This window comes from uncultured Roseivirga sp., from assembly GCF_963973945.1.
Taxonomy (GTDB): domain Bacteria; phylum Bacteroidota; class Bacteroidia; order Cytophagales; family Cyclobacteriaceae; genus Roseivirga.
The window spans coordinates 1-15352 of sequence record NZ_CAXBBV010000018.1; the positions used below are offsets into that span (position 1 = coordinate 1).

The 15352-nt window shown below is 39.0% G+C and carries 17 protein-coding genes; 7 read left to right on the plus strand and 10 right to left on the minus strand.

The window, feature by feature from the left end; all coding sequences use genetic code 11:
• Positions 1-58: 58 nt before the first annotated feature.
• From AAC026_RS18690 to AAC026_RS18715, 6 genes are all read left to right on the plus strand, one after another.
• Positions 59-673 carry a phosphoribosylanthranilate isomerase gene (locus AAC026_RS18690; protein ID WP_339701333.1) on the plus strand — a complete coding sequence of 205 codons (615 nt, stop codon included), beginning with the start codon at positions 59-61 and terminating at the stop codon, positions 671-673.
• A 20-nt stretch (positions 674-693) separates the two neighbouring features.
• Positions 694-1212 (plus strand): hypothetical protein, encoded by a 519-nt coding sequence (locus tag AAC026_RS18695; RefSeq protein WP_339701336.1) that lies wholly within the window; start codon positions 694-696, stop codon positions 1210-1212.
• 181 nt (positions 1213-1393) lie between these two features.
• A complete protein-coding gene (gene trpB / locus AAC026_RS18700; RefSeq protein ID WP_339701339.1) occupies positions 1394-2575 on the plus strand; it encodes a tryptophan synthase subunit beta in 1182 nt (393 codons plus the stop codon).
• 80 nt (positions 2576-2655) lie between these two features.
• The gene (trpA, locus tag AAC026_RS18705) at positions 2656-3429 is read left to right on the plus strand and encodes a tryptophan synthase subunit alpha (RefSeq protein ID WP_339701342.1); all 774 of its coding nucleotides are present in this window, start codon (positions 2656-2658) and stop codon (positions 3427-3429) included.
• Between the two features lie 219 nt (positions 3430-3648).
• The gene (aroF, locus tag AAC026_RS18710; RefSeq protein WP_339701345.1) at positions 3649-4659 is read left to right on the plus strand and encodes a 3-deoxy-7-phosphoheptulonate synthase; all 1011 of its coding nucleotides are present in this window, start codon (positions 3649-3651) and stop codon (positions 4657-4659) included.
• 118 nt (positions 4660-4777) lie between these two features.
• Positions 4778-5338: a hypothetical protein gene (locus AAC026_RS18715; protein WP_339701348.1), complete on the plus strand. Its 561-nt coding sequence runs from the start codon at positions 4778-4780 to the stop codon at positions 5336-5338.
• Positions 5339-5382: 44 nt separating this feature from the next.
• Here the strand turns inward: AAC026_RS18715 and AAC026_RS18720 are convergent, their stop codons facing one another.
• Positions 5383-5808 carry a response regulator gene (locus tag AAC026_RS18720; protein WP_339701351.1) on the minus strand — a complete coding sequence of 142 codons (426 nt, stop codon included), beginning with the start codon at positions 5806-5808 and terminating at the stop codon, positions 5383-5385.
• A gap of 5 nt (positions 5809-5813) precedes the next feature.
• Positions 5814-7013, minus strand: coding sequence for an ATP-binding protein (locus AAC026_RS18725; protein WP_339701354.1), 1200 nt, complete (start codon positions 7011-7013; stop codon positions 5814-5816).
• 471 nt (positions 7014-7484) lie between these two features.
• On the opposite strand from AAC026_RS18725, the gene AAC026_RS18730 reads away from it, so the two are divergent.
• Positions 7485-8933, plus strand: coding sequence for a DEAD/DEAH box helicase (locus tag AAC026_RS18730; RefSeq protein ID WP_339701357.1), 1449 nt, complete (start codon positions 7485-7487; stop codon positions 8931-8933).
• 117 nt (positions 8934-9050) lie between these two features.
• On the opposite strand, the gene AAC026_RS18735 is transcribed toward AAC026_RS18730, so the two are convergent.
• From AAC026_RS18735 to AAC026_RS18770, 8 genes are all read right to left on the minus strand, one after another.
• Positions 9051-9398 carry a hypothetical protein gene (locus AAC026_RS18735; protein ID WP_339701360.1) on the minus strand — a complete coding sequence of 116 codons (348 nt, stop codon included), beginning with the start codon at positions 9396-9398 and terminating at the stop codon, positions 9051-9053.
• A gap of 158 nt (positions 9399-9556) precedes the next feature.
• Entirely contained in the window at positions 9557-10138 is a 582-nt protein-coding gene (locus AAC026_RS18740; RefSeq protein ID WP_339701363.1) for a hypothetical protein, read from the minus strand.
• A 90-nt stretch (positions 10139-10228) separates the two neighbouring features.
• Entirely contained in the window at positions 10229-12088 is a 1860-nt protein-coding gene (locus tag AAC026_RS18745; RefSeq protein WP_339701366.1) for a cystathionine beta-synthase, read from the minus strand.
• A 213-nt stretch (positions 12089-12301) separates the two neighbouring features.
• Positions 12302-13006 (minus strand): hypothetical protein, encoded by a 705-nt coding sequence (locus AAC026_RS18750; RefSeq protein ID WP_339701369.1) that lies wholly within the window; start codon positions 13004-13006, stop codon positions 12302-12304.
• Complete coding sequence (locus AAC026_RS18755; RefSeq protein WP_339701371.1) at positions 12999-13679, minus strand: hypothetical protein; 681 nt, start codon at positions 13677-13679, stop codon at positions 12999-13001. Before AAC026_RS18755 ends, AAC026_RS18750 begins: the two co-directional genes overlap by 8 nt.
• Positions 13663-14310, minus strand: coding sequence for a hypothetical protein (locus AAC026_RS18760; RefSeq protein ID WP_339701373.1), 648 nt, complete (start codon positions 14308-14310; stop codon positions 13663-13665). The genes AAC026_RS18755 and AAC026_RS18760 overlap by 17 nt, the downstream gene beginning before the upstream one ends.
• Entirely contained in the window at positions 14307-14993 is a 687-nt protein-coding gene (locus AAC026_RS18765; RefSeq protein ID WP_339701375.1) for a hypothetical protein, read from the minus strand. Before AAC026_RS18765 ends, AAC026_RS18760 begins: the two co-directional genes overlap by 4 nt.
• Positions 14990-15328, minus strand: coding sequence for a PadR family transcriptional regulator (locus tag AAC026_RS18770; protein WP_339701377.1), 339 nt, complete (start codon positions 15326-15328; stop codon positions 14990-14992). The genes AAC026_RS18765 and AAC026_RS18770 overlap by 4 nt, the downstream gene beginning before the upstream one ends.
• Positions 15329-15352 lie beyond the last annotated feature (24 nt).

Below are 15352 nucleotides of genomic sequence, written 5' to 3' on the forward strand. Positions count from 1 at the left end.
TAACTGATAACTGATAACTGATAACTGATAACTGATAACTGATAACTGATAACTAACCATGAAACTAAAAGTCTGCGGCATGCGAGAAAGCACCAATATCAGCGAGCTGTTAAAGCTACAGCCTGACTATATGGGCTTTATTTTCTACGGAAAATCAAAACGTGATGTGGCGGATGGTTTGGATGCTCAGTTGTTAAATGCTTTTCCTTCCAGTACAAAAAAGGTAGGAGTGTTTGTAAACGCAGTACTTGATTTTGTGAAGGGAAAAGTAGCCAAATTTGGGCTGGATTTAGTGCAGTTACACGGTGACGAAGCACCAAAATTTTGTGCTGAACTAAAAGCAAATGGAGTTAAGATAATGAAAGTGTTTTCGATGGGAGAAAACTTTGATTTCGATGTATTGGAAGCGTATAAGTCTCATGTCGATTTCTTCCTTTTTGATACCAAGGGAAAAGAAAGAGGAGGGAATGGAGAGCTGTTTAATTGGGAGTTATTGAATGAATACGATGGGGAAATTCCTTACTTTTTAAGTGGAGGGATTGACCTAGAAAACATTGAATCGTTAAGCGATTTGAAAGTTCAACCTTATGCGATTGATGTCAACTCAAAGTTTGAGATTGAACCTGGGTTGAAGGATGTGGAGAGGTTGAAGGAGTTGAAGAATAAGTTATAGTGACGGAAGAAAGTGGACATATGAAAGAATTTGAAATCAATCCTTTTGTTAGGGTTGTGAAGTTCTTCTATCCAAAGACGCAAAAGCCTGTGAACTTTGGGTATTTGATCTTCGGGGTAGCCCTTCTTCTTTTCTATGGTGCAGCATTGTATTTCATTACTGAACAGGTATTTGACCCGTTGACAAATGCTTTTGAATATAATTATATCACCAGAAGAGTATGGCTAGGTTGTTTACTCAGTTTTTCAGGGGTTATAGCTTTGTTGATGCTAAGAAGAATAGGTTGGTTCCTGATGGCTTTGTCTCATTTGTATCGTTTAATAACGTCTTTTGAAAGAGCATCAGAACTAGGTCTTTTTCAGTTCAATATTGCCTACTATTCATTGATATTGAGTACTGTAATACTAGCCTATTTATACTTCGGAAGACCAGTGAAGATCCTTAACATAGATAAAAGGTTAATGATTTTGCCAGTTATAATGGCTGTTTTGATTTATTCAATTGAGTATATGGTTCTGTTTTTAATAATGGAACCGTGACGAAACGGGCAGATTGCTTCGTCACAAACCATTGCTCGCGCATGGCTTGTTCCTCGCAATGACGGTTCGAACAGTCATCCTGAACTTGTTTCAGGATCTGTCCAAGCGACTAAAGAAGAATGATGAGTGAAAAGCGTAGTCCTTCGTGGCTGGCCAAATAAAGTTTAGAAAACAAAAGGAAATGAAAATACAAGTAGACGAAAGAGGGTATTACGGAAATTTTGGAGGAGCATTTATTCCTGAAATGCTTTATCCAAACATTGAAGAGCTACGAGAGAACTACGAGCAAATTGTTCAGGCACCTGATTTTCAGAAGCAATTCAATCATTTGCTTCGTGATTTTGTAGGGCGCCCAACTCCTTTATACTTAGCAGAACGTTTGTCTGAAAAGTACGGTGCGGAAATCTATCTTAAAAGAGAAGACCTTTGCCATACAGGAGCGCATAAAGTGAATAATACTGTAGGCCAAATTCTACTGGCGCAAAAGCTGGGCAAACAGAAAATTATCGCAGAAACTGGTGCAGGTCAGCATGGGGTAGCAACCGCTACGGTTTGCGCGCTGATGGGCATTGAATGCATTGTGTACATGGGCGAAGTGGACATGGCGCGTCAAAAACCAAACGTAGAGCGGATGCGCATTTTAGGCGCTGAAGTTCGGCCAGCCACAAGCGGGAGCAAAACCTTAAAAGATGCCACCAACGAAGCCATGCGTCACTGGATCAATAACCCAACTGATACACACTACATTATCGGTTCGGTAGTGGGGCCTCACCCGTACCCTGAAATGGTAGCTCGTTTTCAGTCGGTCATTAGCAAAGAAATTAAAGCCCAATTGTTGGAAAAGAAGGGCAAGGAAAACCCAGATTACGTGATCGCTTGCGTGGGTGGAGGTAGCAATGCCGCTGGCGCTTTCTACCATTATTATAATGAAGAAGATGTGCAGTTAGTAGCGGTGGAAGCCGCTGGTTTGGGAAATCATACGGGAGAATCTGCAGCAACTACGGTTTTAGGAAAACCAGGCATTCTTCACGGTAGTAAAACGCTTTTAATGCAGACAGAAGACGGTCAAGTTGTAGAGCCTTATTCAATTTCTGCGGGACTGGATTACCCTGGAATTGGCCCAGTACATGCCCATTTATTTGAAACGGGCAGAGCGAAATTCTACAGCGTTACGGATGAAGAAGCCATGAAGGCGGGAGTATTACTGAGTCGAACAGAAGGAATTATTCCAGCGGTGGAAAGCGCGCATGCCTTTGCCGCGCTCAATCAAATGACATTCAATCCTTCCGATGTAGTGGTCATCAACCTTTCTGGCCGAGGAGATAAGGATTTAGAGACCTACATTAAATGGGGGAAATATTAATCGGTTGATGGTTTATAGTGCCCAGTGCCCAGTTTTAAAATCCCTGAGCACCGCGCACGAATTACTAAGCACTAAAAACAATGAACAGAATAGATAAATTATTTCAAGACAAAAAGGAGCGCGTATTGAACGTGTATTTTACTGCGGGCTACCCTCAGCTGAACGATACGACTACAATTTTAGAAGCGCTTGAAACTTCGGGTGCCGACTTAATTGAAATTGGAATTCCATATTCCGATCCCATTGCCGATGGCCCGACCATTCAAGAGAGCAATGGGGTGGCTTTGGAAAACGGCATGACATTGAAAGTGCTTTTCAATCAATTGAAAGACATTAGAGACAAAGTTTCGGTACCGATTGTGCTGATGGGTTATGTAAACCCAATTGTGCAGTTTGGGGTAGAGAACTTTTGTGCCAAGTGCGAAGAAGTAGGAGTAGACGCGGTGATTCTACCTGACTTACCGATGTTTGAGTATTTAGAAATTTATAAGCCAATGTTCGAAAAGCATGGCTTGTATAATATCTTCTTAATCACTCCACAAACTTCTGAGGCTAGAATCAAACAGATAGACGAAAATTCAAACGGCTTTATCTACATGGTATCGTCAGCGAGTATCACGGGGGCAAAGGCCAGCATTTCTCTAGATCAATCCGACTATTTTGCTCGTGTGAAAAATATGAATTTGAAAAACCCGACCCTCATAGGTTTTGGTATTTCAAATGCAGAAACCTTTGACAAAGCCTGCGAAAATGCCAACGGAGCCATTATTGGCAGCGCCTTTATTAAAGCCATTTCGGAAGAAGGGAATTTAGAAGAGAAGATAAGTGGCTTTGTTAAATCTGTGAAGCAGTAGATCAGGGGATCAGTGAAACAGGTAAGGAGTTATTAGTTATTAGAAAATAGTGTAAGAGGTGTTAACTCAATTGCTATTTCATTTAGTAAATCATACTGCAAATAATGATGTGTGTAGCGTACATCATAAATCGTATATCGTAAATTAAAAATATAACACCATAGTCAAGTTTATAGCTCTCGCTATCGACCAATGACTATTGACCAATGACTAAATACCATGATTATACAATTCGAAAAAGACATTAACGCAGCTCAAAAAGAGGCTATTGTCAATAGAGTAAAAGGCTTGAAATATAAGCCGACCACCGTGATTACCCAAAAAGGAGAATACTTGATTGGTACGGGGAAAAAGGATTTTGATATCCGTGAAATCGGCCATATGGAAGGCATCAGCGATATTCATATCGTATCGGACGACTATAAACTGGTATCGAAAAAGTGGAAGGTAAAACCGACCATTATCGACCTTGGCGATGGTGTTGTCATTGAAGAAGGCGGTTTCCAAATTATGGCTGGGCCGTGCTCTATCGAAAGTGAAGACCAGATCAGAAAGGTGATTGGGCATTTGAAAGAAAACGGCATTTCTATTATGCGCGGAGGTGTGTACAAGCCCCGAAGTTCACCTTATTCTTTCCGTGGATTGGGTATTGAAGGCTTGCAGCTGTGGTATCAACTGGCCAAAGAAGCAGGCATTAAAATCATTACCGAAGTAATGCAGGTTTCTCAAATTGCTGAAATGTATCCATACACTGATATCTATCAGGTAGGCGCAAGAAACACCCAAAATTTCAATCTTCTGGATGAACTGGGTAAAGTGGATAAACCCGTAATGATCAAGCGTGGTATTTCTGGCACCATTGACGAATTGCTTTCTTCTGCGGAATATGTTTTCAGTGGAGGAAATGAAAGGCTTTTGCTTTGCGAAAGAGGTATCCGTACTTATGAAAGCGCTACAAGAAACACAATGGACTTGAATGCGATTGCTGTTTTGAAAGAGAAAACGCATTTGCCAGTGATTTCAGATCCTTCGCATGGAATTGGTATCCGTGACTTTGTAGAGCCTATCGCTTTGGCCAGTATTATGGCAGGTGCCGATGGCGTAATCTTCGAAACACATGAAAAACCAGAAGAGGCTTATTCAGATGGTCAGCAAACGCTAAACTTCGAAGAATCTACAAAGATGATCAACCGAATGCGCAAGACTTTTGAATTGAGAGAGAGTTTTTGATTGAAAAAGAAAACTATGATTTTTAAACCTGTTAGTTTCTATACTGACAGGTTTTTTTGTTTAACGAATAGATTAGTTGTCGATTCTTTTGTAAGTTCAAATGAATTTGAATAGCCCTATGATGAGATACTTCATCCTGCCAATGAGAATAGCTTTGCTGTGTTTACCGCAAGTAATGAATGCATGTGTTTGTGACGGAATAGATGAAGCTAGGGTGAAGCGGCTTATCGAAAAATATGATTACGTATTTATAGGTAGTGCCATTGAAGTACTGCATTTTGATAAGAGCTTGAGAACTCTTATTTCAAATGAAGGCGATGGTTATTCTAATGTTCTTTTTAAGGTGGACTCCATGATTAAAGGTGAACCAAACCTCAAACAGATTGTAATTCAAGCTGGCGATGGAAGCTGCACGCAATGGTTCAGATTAGGGGAGAAGTTCGTGATTGTTGGAAATCGAATAGATAAACTCAACTGGAGTCGCGTAAAGAAAGGTGATTTTCAATCTTTAGAAGAACAACCTCCTATACCTGGTTATAATCATTCGACTCAAATTGAAGGAAATCGTAAAGCATATCGTTATTGGAAAAGACTCGCAAAAAGGCACACTATAGTTACAACGGACATGTGTACTTCATTTAGAGTAGGGACTGAGTATGCTGATTTGTTTTTGAGGTAGGGGTTTAATTGTTAATCCAGCTCCTCAACCAAGTTCTTCTTTAATTAGATATCCTCTGAAAAATATTTTTCAATGATTTTATCCAGCATTTCAAAAGTCAGCGGTTTTTTATCAAATTCAGCAATTTCATGAATCTGTTGAGCCTTCTCTTTATCATCGGGATCATATGATGTGGTGAGCATTACAATTACCACCTGGTTTTTTATGCTTTCGGGCAGTCCCTGGTAAGCTCTAATGAACTCCCAACCGTCCATTACTGGCATGTTGATATCAAGGAAAATTAAAGAGGGAAGTGTATTTTCTGTATTAGCGTATTTACCGCTGTTGGTTAAATACTCAAGGGCTTGTTTTCCATTAAAGGTGGTGACTATTTTCTCTGTTATCTTGGCTTTTTTTACAATCACTTGATGAATGAAGTTGGTGGCATCATCATCATCGATCAGCAATATGCAGTTTAGCTTCTTGTTCACAAATTCTAAGTTTTGGCAATGGTAAAATGGAATATACTTCCTTCCCCTAACACTGAATCTACCCAAATGTTCCCATTGTGTAATTCTACTATCTTTTTGCAGTTAGATAAACCTATGCCTGTCCCTTCAAATTTACTTCTATTGTGAAGTCTTTTGAAAATGACAAAAATCTTTTCCCTATCTTTTTCTTCAATGCCAATCCCGTTGTCTTTTATAGAGAAAAGCCATTCTTGCCCTAGACTTTTGGCCGAAACAAATACTTCAGGTGTTGTACCTTTCTCTACAAATTTTGTGGCATTGACAATCAAGTTTTGAAAGAGCTGTCTTAGTTCTGTTTTGTAGCCTTTCAGTATTGGCAGTTCTTCAATTACAATTTTCGCATTGCTCTCTTGGATGGAAAGGGAAATATCAGATAGTACTTCCTTAAGTACCTCGTTACAGTCAATTTCACTGAAATCTCCTAGTTTCCCAATTTTTGAATAATCCAATAAGCCTTTAACTAGGAGTTGCATTCTCTGAGCCGATTGGTTGATGAACTTCAGATAGGTTTCGGCCCTTTCATCTAACCTTCCTTTAAACTCTTCTTGAAGAAGTTGATTAATGCTGGTTAATGTGCGTAATGGTTCCTGAAGGTCATGGGAAGCGATATAGGTAAATTGTTCTAGTTCTTTATTCTGCCTTTCCAGTTCCTTGTTTTTGGATATAAGCGCTTGCTCATAACTGTTTCTTTCTATTTCATGGGCAACCCGAACGGCTACAATTTGCAGTATGGTTTCAATCTCCGAAGCATTAGTAATGGGCTTGGTGTCTAACAAAGCAATAAGTCCAATGGCATCGCCTTCCGAACTCCATAGGGGAATGCCAATATAGCTCTCGGCTTTCATGGGGGCCAGCATATCGTCTTTAGGGAATAGCTGCTGCACATTACTGGCATAAACGCAGAGGTTTTTACCCACAACATTTTCACAAGGAGTGTTTAGGAGGGGGTATGAAACGTTTGTTTTCACTTTCCCTGAGTCAACAAATGTTATCGTCTCTACATTACCTTCTTGGTTACTGATCCTATCAATGAGCACGTAGGCCATCTCTAAATTCTCACTTAAGAATATAGCAAGCGAATCATAAAATGAAGACTCATTTATAGCCCAGCCCTTTTGAGCAATAAAGAATAGGGTATCGTCAATTAACTTTTTATAGTCTTTCAAATTCTCTCGGCTTACTTGAATAGAGTTTGGTTACAAAAATACGATATAGACAGTATCAAAAAATGTGTTTTGTAAAGTTCTATATAAAAGTGGAATATACTGATTAATTAAATGGGTTAAATCATTGATATCAAGCTGTTTTAAAAGAAAAAATATTTTTGGAGCATTAAAAGTGATGTGAGCAGGTAGTCATTGATTTTAAATTTATGGGGAAGCACAGGTCCATATCTCTCAAATAAATTGTGAATTGCACAGAGATTTTCGCCCTTCTCCCCACTATGTTTTTTCGAAACTATCCATAAAACCCAACTATGGCGAAAATTCGGTGTACCTTTGCCTCGCACTTCGAAATGGCTTGTGAAATTGACCAGACATTTCTTCTGCTTAATATTTTAACATAGTCAAATCACCAAGTGACAAGCCTCACCGTTTTGTGGGCGCTCTCGTTCACTTGTTTCGTAATTAATTTATATGTCATTTAAGTCATTAGGGCTTTCTGATTCGCTTTTACATGCGATCACAAAAAAGGGTTATACTGAGCCATCTCCCATCCAAACAAAAGCAATTCCACCCATTTTAGAGCGAAAAGACATTTTAGCGTCAGCTCAAACAGGAACAGGAAAAACGGCAGGCTTTGTTCTGCCTATGCTTCAGATTTTATCTGAATCCAAACAAGCAAAGAGAAGACCAGTGAGGGCTTTGATCTTAACGCCAACACGTGAGCTTGCTGCTCAGATATATGAAAACGTAAAAGAATACAGCGAATTCCTAAGTATCGAGTCTACTGTGATTTTTGGTGGAGTGAATCAAAACCCTCAGGTACGTGCTTTGCGCAACGGAGTGGATATTTTGGTAGCTACACCAGGTCGTTTGCTCGATTTGTACAACCAAAGAATGCTGTCTTTAAGTCAGGTAGAAATTTTAGTATTGGATGAAGCCGATAGAATGCTCGATATGGGCTTTTTACGCGACATCAAGAAAATATTGGCCTTAATGCCAGCAAGGCGGCAGAACCTATTGTTCTCCGCTACTTTTTCTACAGAAATTAAGCAATTGGCAGGCAGTTTTATGACTGACCCAATTTTGGTGGAAGCTACACCAAAGAACACTGCAGCGGAATTGGTTATTCAGAAGGTGTATCATGTAGATAAGCCTAAGAAAACATCTTTGGTAACCAAGTTGATTTCTCAAGGCAACTGGAGTCAGGTATTGATTTTTACCCGAACCAAGCATGCAGCCAACAAGCTAAGCGAAAAACTCACAAAAAATGGAATTGCTTCCTTAGCGATTCATGGTAATAAAAGCCAAGGCGCAAGAACCAAGGCTTTGGAAGGCTTTAAGAATGGAACTACGCGCGTTTTAGTAGCGACCGATATTGCAGCCAGAGGTTTGGATATTCCTTTACTTCCTCACGTAATTAATTTTGAATTGCCGAACGTGTCTGAAGATTACGTGCATAGAATTGGTCGTACAGGTAGGGCAGGAGCAAGTGGCGAAGCCATTTCTTTGGTAAGTCATGATGAGCATGATTTAGTACATGGTATTGAGAAGCTCTTAAGGCAAAAGCTTGATATTGAAATTATGGAAGGTTATGAGCCAAGTGCTACACCTCCAGCGCCAAAAGACGAACCAAGAAGATCGAGTGGAGGCAGAAAACCAGATTTTCGTAAAGGGGGTTCGGGTGGAGGCCAACGTAGTGCTGGTCAAGGCGGCCAAAGAAGAAATGAAGGCCAGGGTGGTCAGCGAAGAACGGACGGACAGGGCGGAGGGCAACGCAAGTCTGGCGGTACTGGAGGGCAACGCTCTGGAGGGAATGCCCCAAGAGGGAACTCTGGTGGGTCACGTTCTGGTGGCCCTAGAGGTAATTCTGGTGGCCAACGCAGCGGAAACTCAAGACCGAATAAGGGAAATAGAGATTAAGGCTAAACCCTTGATCAAGTAAAATATAAGGTCTGCTGATTTATTTCAGCAGACTTTTTTGTGTTTATGCAAGTGAAAAGGATTGTATGAAGATTATTCACAAATAGTGGAAATCTATTACTTTAATTCTGCTTCTAATATTGTTACCCATGGGTAGCCAATTCCTAATGTTGTGCAGGCGAAAATCTCGGAATCCAGTGTTTTTCTCAGCCGAACAGTTAGAACTTGTCCCTCAGTACTGAAATTCTGCTTATCCAAATTGTATGCCTCATACCTTAATCCATTTGAATTAGTTATTTTCTCAATTCTTTGTAAGTCACTTTCTTTAAAATCAATGAGTATAAGTTTGCAGTCAGTACTCGTTCCTGCAATAGTAACTTCATAAGTATCAGAAGTTATGTCTTCTTCATTCGTATCGCATGCAATGCATATAGTTGTCAATACAAGTAGGGCAAGTTTTCTCATCAGTAAATGGTTGTTCAACTAAACTAGACACGCTAATAATTAACTTGGTTGTAGTTGCTTTTCCTGAGATAGATTTGTGTTTAAGCTTGGATACAACCATAGCTCTGGCGTTTCATTTAAAGAATATCTATGGTGTAAGGGCAGAACTGACTCTTTTTTCACCCCCTATTTAAATACGCTTTTGTAGTTTCAGGTAGCTCAGTAGTGTGGTATTCAAAATTGGAGCTCCATTCAATTGCGCAGATATTAAAGCCATCAAAGTATTCTGTAGGCGTTAGACCATAAGCTTTTAGTGTGATTAAAAAGCGGTCTGAGCCTCCAAAAGGATAATTGCCTGTAGAAAATTCAACAATGCCAGATTGTTCGTTGACATTTTCAAGTCTCTCCATGTCTACTTCAAAGTCGAATTCTAAATAACTGAAGATGGATAGCACTTCTTGAATGCCTAGAGTACCAAGTCTTTTATTATCTTTTTGCAAATAACCCTCTAGAAACTCATTTACATAGTCTGGTATAAGCGTTAAGTACCTTCGTTCTTCTGGTGATTGATCTAAATAAGCAGATAATTTTTTTACCGCATCATCTACTTCGGCTTGTGTCATGTCGTCCCAATCAAACTCAGGGCCTTCCTCTTCTTCAAACTTAAAACCTGGTTGTCTTACCTCAACCATATGTTCATACAGTCTTTCAAAATCATGGTACTTTGAAAGGTTCTGAATATTGAATTTGATATAAAGCATTTAAAAGTCGACAGAGTCTTTAATCAATAAGGTGTTATAGCATTAATTGAGAAAGATAGACCAGAGCACCTATTGCCATATTTAAGTGTTTCAGATGCTTTCAACAAAATCAGAAAAGACCTTTTTATGATGTTCTAAGTCCATGTTGCCAGAAAGCGCCACACGCGCAATATAATCTTTATCACCTTCCTTGGTTGTGCCTTGTGTAGAGGTGGCAGGTATGGTCCAATAACAGCCTTTTAGCTGCCCATAACTAACACAATACTTACTTTCATTCGGAATTTCGGTAATCATTAAATTAATCAACTTATGATTTAGTGCTCTCTTATAGGCTTCTCTCTCAGCGTCAGTGTTTCCTTTTGTAGGAAGGTCTAATGAAAACACAGAAGGTGTAAAGCCCTGCTCTGCCAACTCTTCCGAAACAAAATTGATTTTAGCCTCGGGCAAAGTTTTGTGAATAAAGTTTACAAATTCACGTGTATTCCTATAGGCATCTTTAATCCGCTGATTCATTGAGGGCAATTGCTTGGCTAAGATTTCATACTGAAGTGCAGTGGCCTCATTATCACAAAGCATCAAATGTTGTTCTATTTTTTTAAGTAAACCTTCGGCTTTGTTGTTGGCTACACAATACCCCGCAGTACATTTTCCACCACTCGGAAACTTCGATCCACTGGCATAAGAAATTGCCCTCATTGTTGATAGAATTTCACCCTCGCCTAAAAAAAGCACATTAGGACAGAATGTTTGATCTAAAATAAAGACTGGGTCAATAGCCACCCCGCCTTTAGCTGTTTTGCGCTCTTTGCTTAAAACAGCCTTCAATTTAATTAGGTCTGGAACCTCAACTCTAGGGTTTGTTGGTATTTCAGCAATAATGTAAGGAATAGCATCTTCTTTAGCGATTTTTTCCAGAACGGCATCAATGCTTTGAACCATATCATTACCGCCATCAACAGGTAAATCAACTACCTCAACATGATCAAGACATGCCGCAACCCGTCTGGCCTGATCGTTTGTGCCGCCATAGCAATTTGGAGGAACAATAAATTTAATTGCCTTTCCACTATGATTTTCCATGGCATCGTGGATGAGCCCCATCATAATTGCATATTGAATCGACAGGCCACTAGAAGCAACTAGTGGTTTTGCAGTTGTTCCTGTAATGTTCGTGAGTAAGTTTAAAACAGTTGATTTGTCTGTTTCTACATTCGTTTTTTGATACTCAACAGGAGATTGTGTTACTAGTGATTTTAGTGCAACGAGACAGTTGGCAGGTGTCATTGCAATTGTTTCTCTCCTTCTTACATGCTGAATCTCTGAAATATAGCGCTCGTTCGAGGCGCCATTTGCCACTAAAACACTACCCAGTTGAGCGTGAAGGTTAATAAAAAAGTCTATGCCTGAGTTGAGGTCAATATTACCAACTGCTGCTTGTTGCGAGATGAAAACGATGCTGCCGTTACCCCGATAGCTATTCGGGGCAGTAACATCTGCTGCGCTTTCTACTTTCTTTAGTTCAAACTTATATCCGTAAATATGCTCTACTACTTCAGAATCGAAGAATGCCGGAAGTTCGTCTGTGTAATTGATTTGGGTGTGTTTGTTCTCTAGTAAGTTTTTTCTGAGAATGGCTAATATAGGAGCCGTTTTTGAAGAAAAGCTGATTACACTTTCTGGCTTTAGATTATGCCAACGTGAAACTGCCCATTCCAATACAGAAGACAACGGGTGACCCAAGCGAATATAGTCGTAGGCAGTTGGTAGCGAACTAAGTGCTGAAGTCTCAAAATTATTTTCGTTATAAAGCTTTTCGAACTGCTCAAGGAATTGAGTTTTAGCTAGCTTTTCATCATAAATATCTAGGCGGTGGGTAGTTAGACTCAACCAATCGGTTGGCATGTTTTCCAATACATTTTTAATATAACCAATCATCTTATTGTCTTCCATAATTTTCTGCCTTAGATAGGCCGACAAGATACATGGATTAGATTTTCTATAAAAAGTGTGCAGGCCTTTTTCGTCTAAATATGAATGATGAAAGAGATAAAAAAAGGAGGGTGAAAAAATAATACACTATGTAATAGATTTCTTTATTCTATTGAGGTTGATTTAAGGCAAAATGCTTGTTTTCTTTCTCTGAGGATACGAAGGGCCTAACAATTACACCGCTACCTCAGGCATATACTTTGCCCATTTTTCGTTGACCGTGGCAATACCCCATTTCATTAAATCATAATTAATAAAAATAGTTAGTGAGGTTAATACAAAGCCAGCTACAAACACATAAGGGAAAGTCAATGAGCCTGATTTATAAAGTGTTTCAGTAGCAATGCCAAAAATTTGACCAAAGCCAAACTGAGTAATATACAAGCCATAAGTGCTCATTTTGACAAAGCTTGATTTCTTGTTCCATCTTTTCATTCCTTTTCTAAGAATGTAATAGGGGATAATAGCCAAGAGGAATCCATAAATAAGAAATCCCAAACGAAGAAGCAATCCTTTATCGTTTGGTGGATATTGAGTCATAAGGAAATAGCCCAAGGCTGTTAATGCCATAGGGGTAAATATTTTGGTACTGTTAAAATAGGATAGAAGTTCTTTAAAGAACTGTCGCTTGAAACGCTGAAGCAAGCTACCTTCAATAGATTCTGCCAAAGTAGATAAGCCGTAAATACCAAAAGAAGCATGAGCTTTGGTAATGGCTAAGTCAAAGTTCATGTCTGGGTTTTCTTCGAGCAATGCTTCTATCTTACTTGCCATATGATCGAGCGCTTCCATTTCTACTTCAATGGTACTAAAGCCACGCTTGTTGATAAAGGACCTAATGGCTGCAATCTGTTCTTGAGTAAGAGGTGTATTAGGCATATTTTAAATATTTCTCTTCAGTGAACGCAATGGCATCTTTTATAATCGCAAAGTTGATCAAAGCTATTAAACTGAGCATCAGGATTACGAATGTAAATGTGATTTGCAATAATAGCGGAGACAGTGTGCCAAATTCAAGCACGAACCTCGTGATGTAGAATATGATTAGGCTTGCTCCACTTGTTCCTGCAAAGGTGTTTGATATCAAAAAAGATCTCTTGCCCCATTTCCTTTTTGTTTTTATGAAATAGATAGATGGAAGAATAATCATGGTTAAAACAACCGAAAAAATGAAAACAGCCATAGCTTCTTCAGACCAAGGAAGGTTTAATAAAAATTTTTGAATGAGAAAAGTGGTTGAGATTATGGCCAAAGTTATTAAAAGCTTAGGCCCTAGTAAGTAATCGCGCAGTACAGCCTTGCGGATTTTTTTAGACCTCTCTTTACACCCAGCAAAAATAGCTTCTTCAAAAGTAGCAAAACCAAAAATGCCCAAGCCTGCATGAGCTTTGGTAATGGCCAAATCAAAGTTCATATCGGGCTTCTCTTCCAGTAATGATTCAATTTTACTTGCCATATGATCAAGCGCTTCCATTTCTACTTCAATGGTATTGAAGCCCCTTTTGTTGATAAAGGTCTTGACTTGGTCAATTTGTTCAACGGTAAGCGACATGGTGCTTGAGTTTGTTAAAAGTTCGATTTATTACCTTAAAACTTGCAATGAGGTAAAGGTTGAAGGTGCTTATGTAAATAATCAAAGCCACCGGGTTTTGAACTAGCCAGTCGGCTAACAATAAGCCAATTAGTGAGGTAGAAAGTAATGCAGAAGTATAAACAGTATTGAGCCGACTCATGAAGTACGAGTTGTATAAAGGCTTGAATTTTCGATTGAAATAAGTGCGAGCAAAGAAATTTACAAAGAGGGTGGTTAAAGTCGTTGTGCTAAATAATCTCAGAGTTTCCTCTAGGTTGTTACTGACTGTGATCAGAAGTACACCAGCCAAAATAGCCACTACGGCCAAGTAAATTTTAGAACCAGAGAACAAGTCAATTATCTCGTGGTAAACCTCTTTAAAAGTAGCAATGTGTTCTACCTTCAATCGCTCTTTCTGAATAGATGCAGGATCAATTTCTTTTATGGCTATGGCAGCAGCTTCTACAAATTTAATGTCGCTGTCTTCCATCTGGTGCTCTATATTGCAAACGATATGGTCAATCAATTCAATCTTGATGTCATCGTACCAAATATTTTGTCCATCAATATATTCTCGAATATGCTCAATTTGATAATGCGCTAGTTTCATATCGCCTCTAGTTTAAAAATAAACTGCTCTTTCATAAGCTTTAGGCAAGTAAAGCCATATAAAAGAGTAAAGGCACAGAAGAAGGTGCTAAGCCAAATGTTTTCTAAGATGAATATTTTGAAAATATCTCTACCAATAATCATGGGGATAATGAGGTTTCCGACTATATTAAGAATGGTGAAAGGTAGATGGACGAGAACCATCAGCGAACTGTTCAAGTCAGAATTTCTATAATTCTTGTTGCTTCTTTTACAGTCTATGTAAAAACTAATAGAACCATAGGCAAATACAATAAGGGGTAAAAGTAAACCCAAAATTAGCGAAGCAATTAATGTAAATTTAGAGCCAAGCGTATTTTGACTTGTTTGAACGAGAATGAAACTTACCATTACAATACCAATTGCTGGCCAGCCAAAAAAGCTAAAGAAAACTCTTATAGCCTTTTCCCAGATCATTCTTGTTCGTGCCTTTCTTTGGTTCAGCACTATTTTTTTGATTCCCTTTACTCCTCCAAAAGAAGGTTGAATTACTTCTCTTAAAAAAGTATTTGCATCTTCTGGTTTGTCATTTTCAATTGCTGTGGCAATATGATCGTAAAACTCTTCGAAAGGTTCTTGGTGTTTGATCTCTACGTCTTTCAGGTACTTCACCAATATGTCGTGCTGTGCTGTGGTTAGGCTCATCCCATACCTAATTTAGGGTTCAACAACTTTTGTAAATTCAACAGAAACTCTTCCAGTTCGGCTACTTTGGTTTGGGCTTCGGCATTTCCTTCTTTGGTAAGGGAGTAGTATTTTCGGATGCGATTATCTACCTTTTGCGTTTCGGTAGAAAGCATTCCTTCGGCTTCTAATTTGTGAAGTGTAGGGTATAAGGCACCTTCCGTGATTTTGAATTCACCTGCGGTAATTTCCTTTACTCGTTGTGTGATTTCATAACCGTACATTTTTTTGTTCTCTTCCAGCAGCTTGAGAACAATGGTAGCCAGACTTCCTTTTAATAGTTTACTCGATGACATACACAAGTATACATAATTTTCTTA

Coding starts and splice junctions, on each gene's coding strand:
- AAC026_RS18765 (WP_339701375.1), bottom strand. CDS start 14,993: ATGAGCCTAACCACAGCACAGCACGACATATTGGTGAAGTACCTGAAA.
- AAC026_RS18755 (WP_339701371.1), bottom strand. CDS start 13,679: ATGTCGCTTACCGTTGAACAAATTGACCAAGTCAAGACCTTTATCAAC.
- trpB (WP_339701339.1), top strand. CDS start 1,394: ATGAAAATACAAGTAGACGAAAGAGGGTATTACGGAAATTTTGGAGGA.
- AAC026_RS18715 (WP_339701348.1), top strand. CDS start 4,778: ATGATGAGATACTTCATCCTGCCAATGAGAATAGCTTTGCTGTGTTTA.
- AAC026_RS18745 (WP_339701366.1), bottom strand. CDS start 12,088: ATGGAAGACAATAAGATGATTGGTTATATTAAAAATGTATTGGAAAAC.
- aroF (WP_339701345.1), top strand. CDS start 3,649: ATGATTATACAATTCGAAAAAGACATTAACGCAGCTCAAAAAGAGGCT.
- AAC026_RS18695 (WP_339701336.1), top strand. CDS start 694: ATGAAAGAATTTGAAATCAATCCTTTTGTTAGGGTTGTGAAGTTCTTC.
- AAC026_RS18740 (WP_339701363.1), bottom strand. CDS start 10,138: ATGCTTTATATCAAATTCAATATTCAGAACCTTTCAAAGTACCATGAT.
- AAC026_RS18690 (WP_339701333.1), top strand. CDS start 59: ATGAAACTAAAAGTCTGCGGCATGCGAGAAAGCACCAATATCAGCGAG.
- AAC026_RS18735 (WP_339701360.1), bottom strand. CDS start 9,398: ATGAGAAAACTTGCCCTACTTGTATTGACAACTATATGCATTGCATGC.
- AAC026_RS18760 (WP_339701373.1), bottom strand. CDS start 14,310: ATGAAACTAGCGCATTATCAAATTGAGCATATTCGAGAATATATTGAT.
- AAC026_RS18750 (WP_339701369.1), bottom strand. CDS start 13,006: ATGCCTAATACACCTCTTACTCAAGAACAGATTGCAGCCATTAGGTCC.
- trpA (WP_339701342.1), top strand. CDS start 2,656: ATGAACAGAATAGATAAATTATTTCAAGACAAAAAGGAGCGCGTATTG.
- AAC026_RS18770 (WP_339701377.1), bottom strand. CDS start 15,328: ATGTCATCGAGTAAACTATTAAAAGGAAGTCTGGCTACCATTGTTCTC.
- AAC026_RS18730 (WP_339701357.1), top strand. CDS start 7,485: ATGTCATTTAAGTCATTAGGGCTTTCTGATTCGCTTTTACATGCGATC.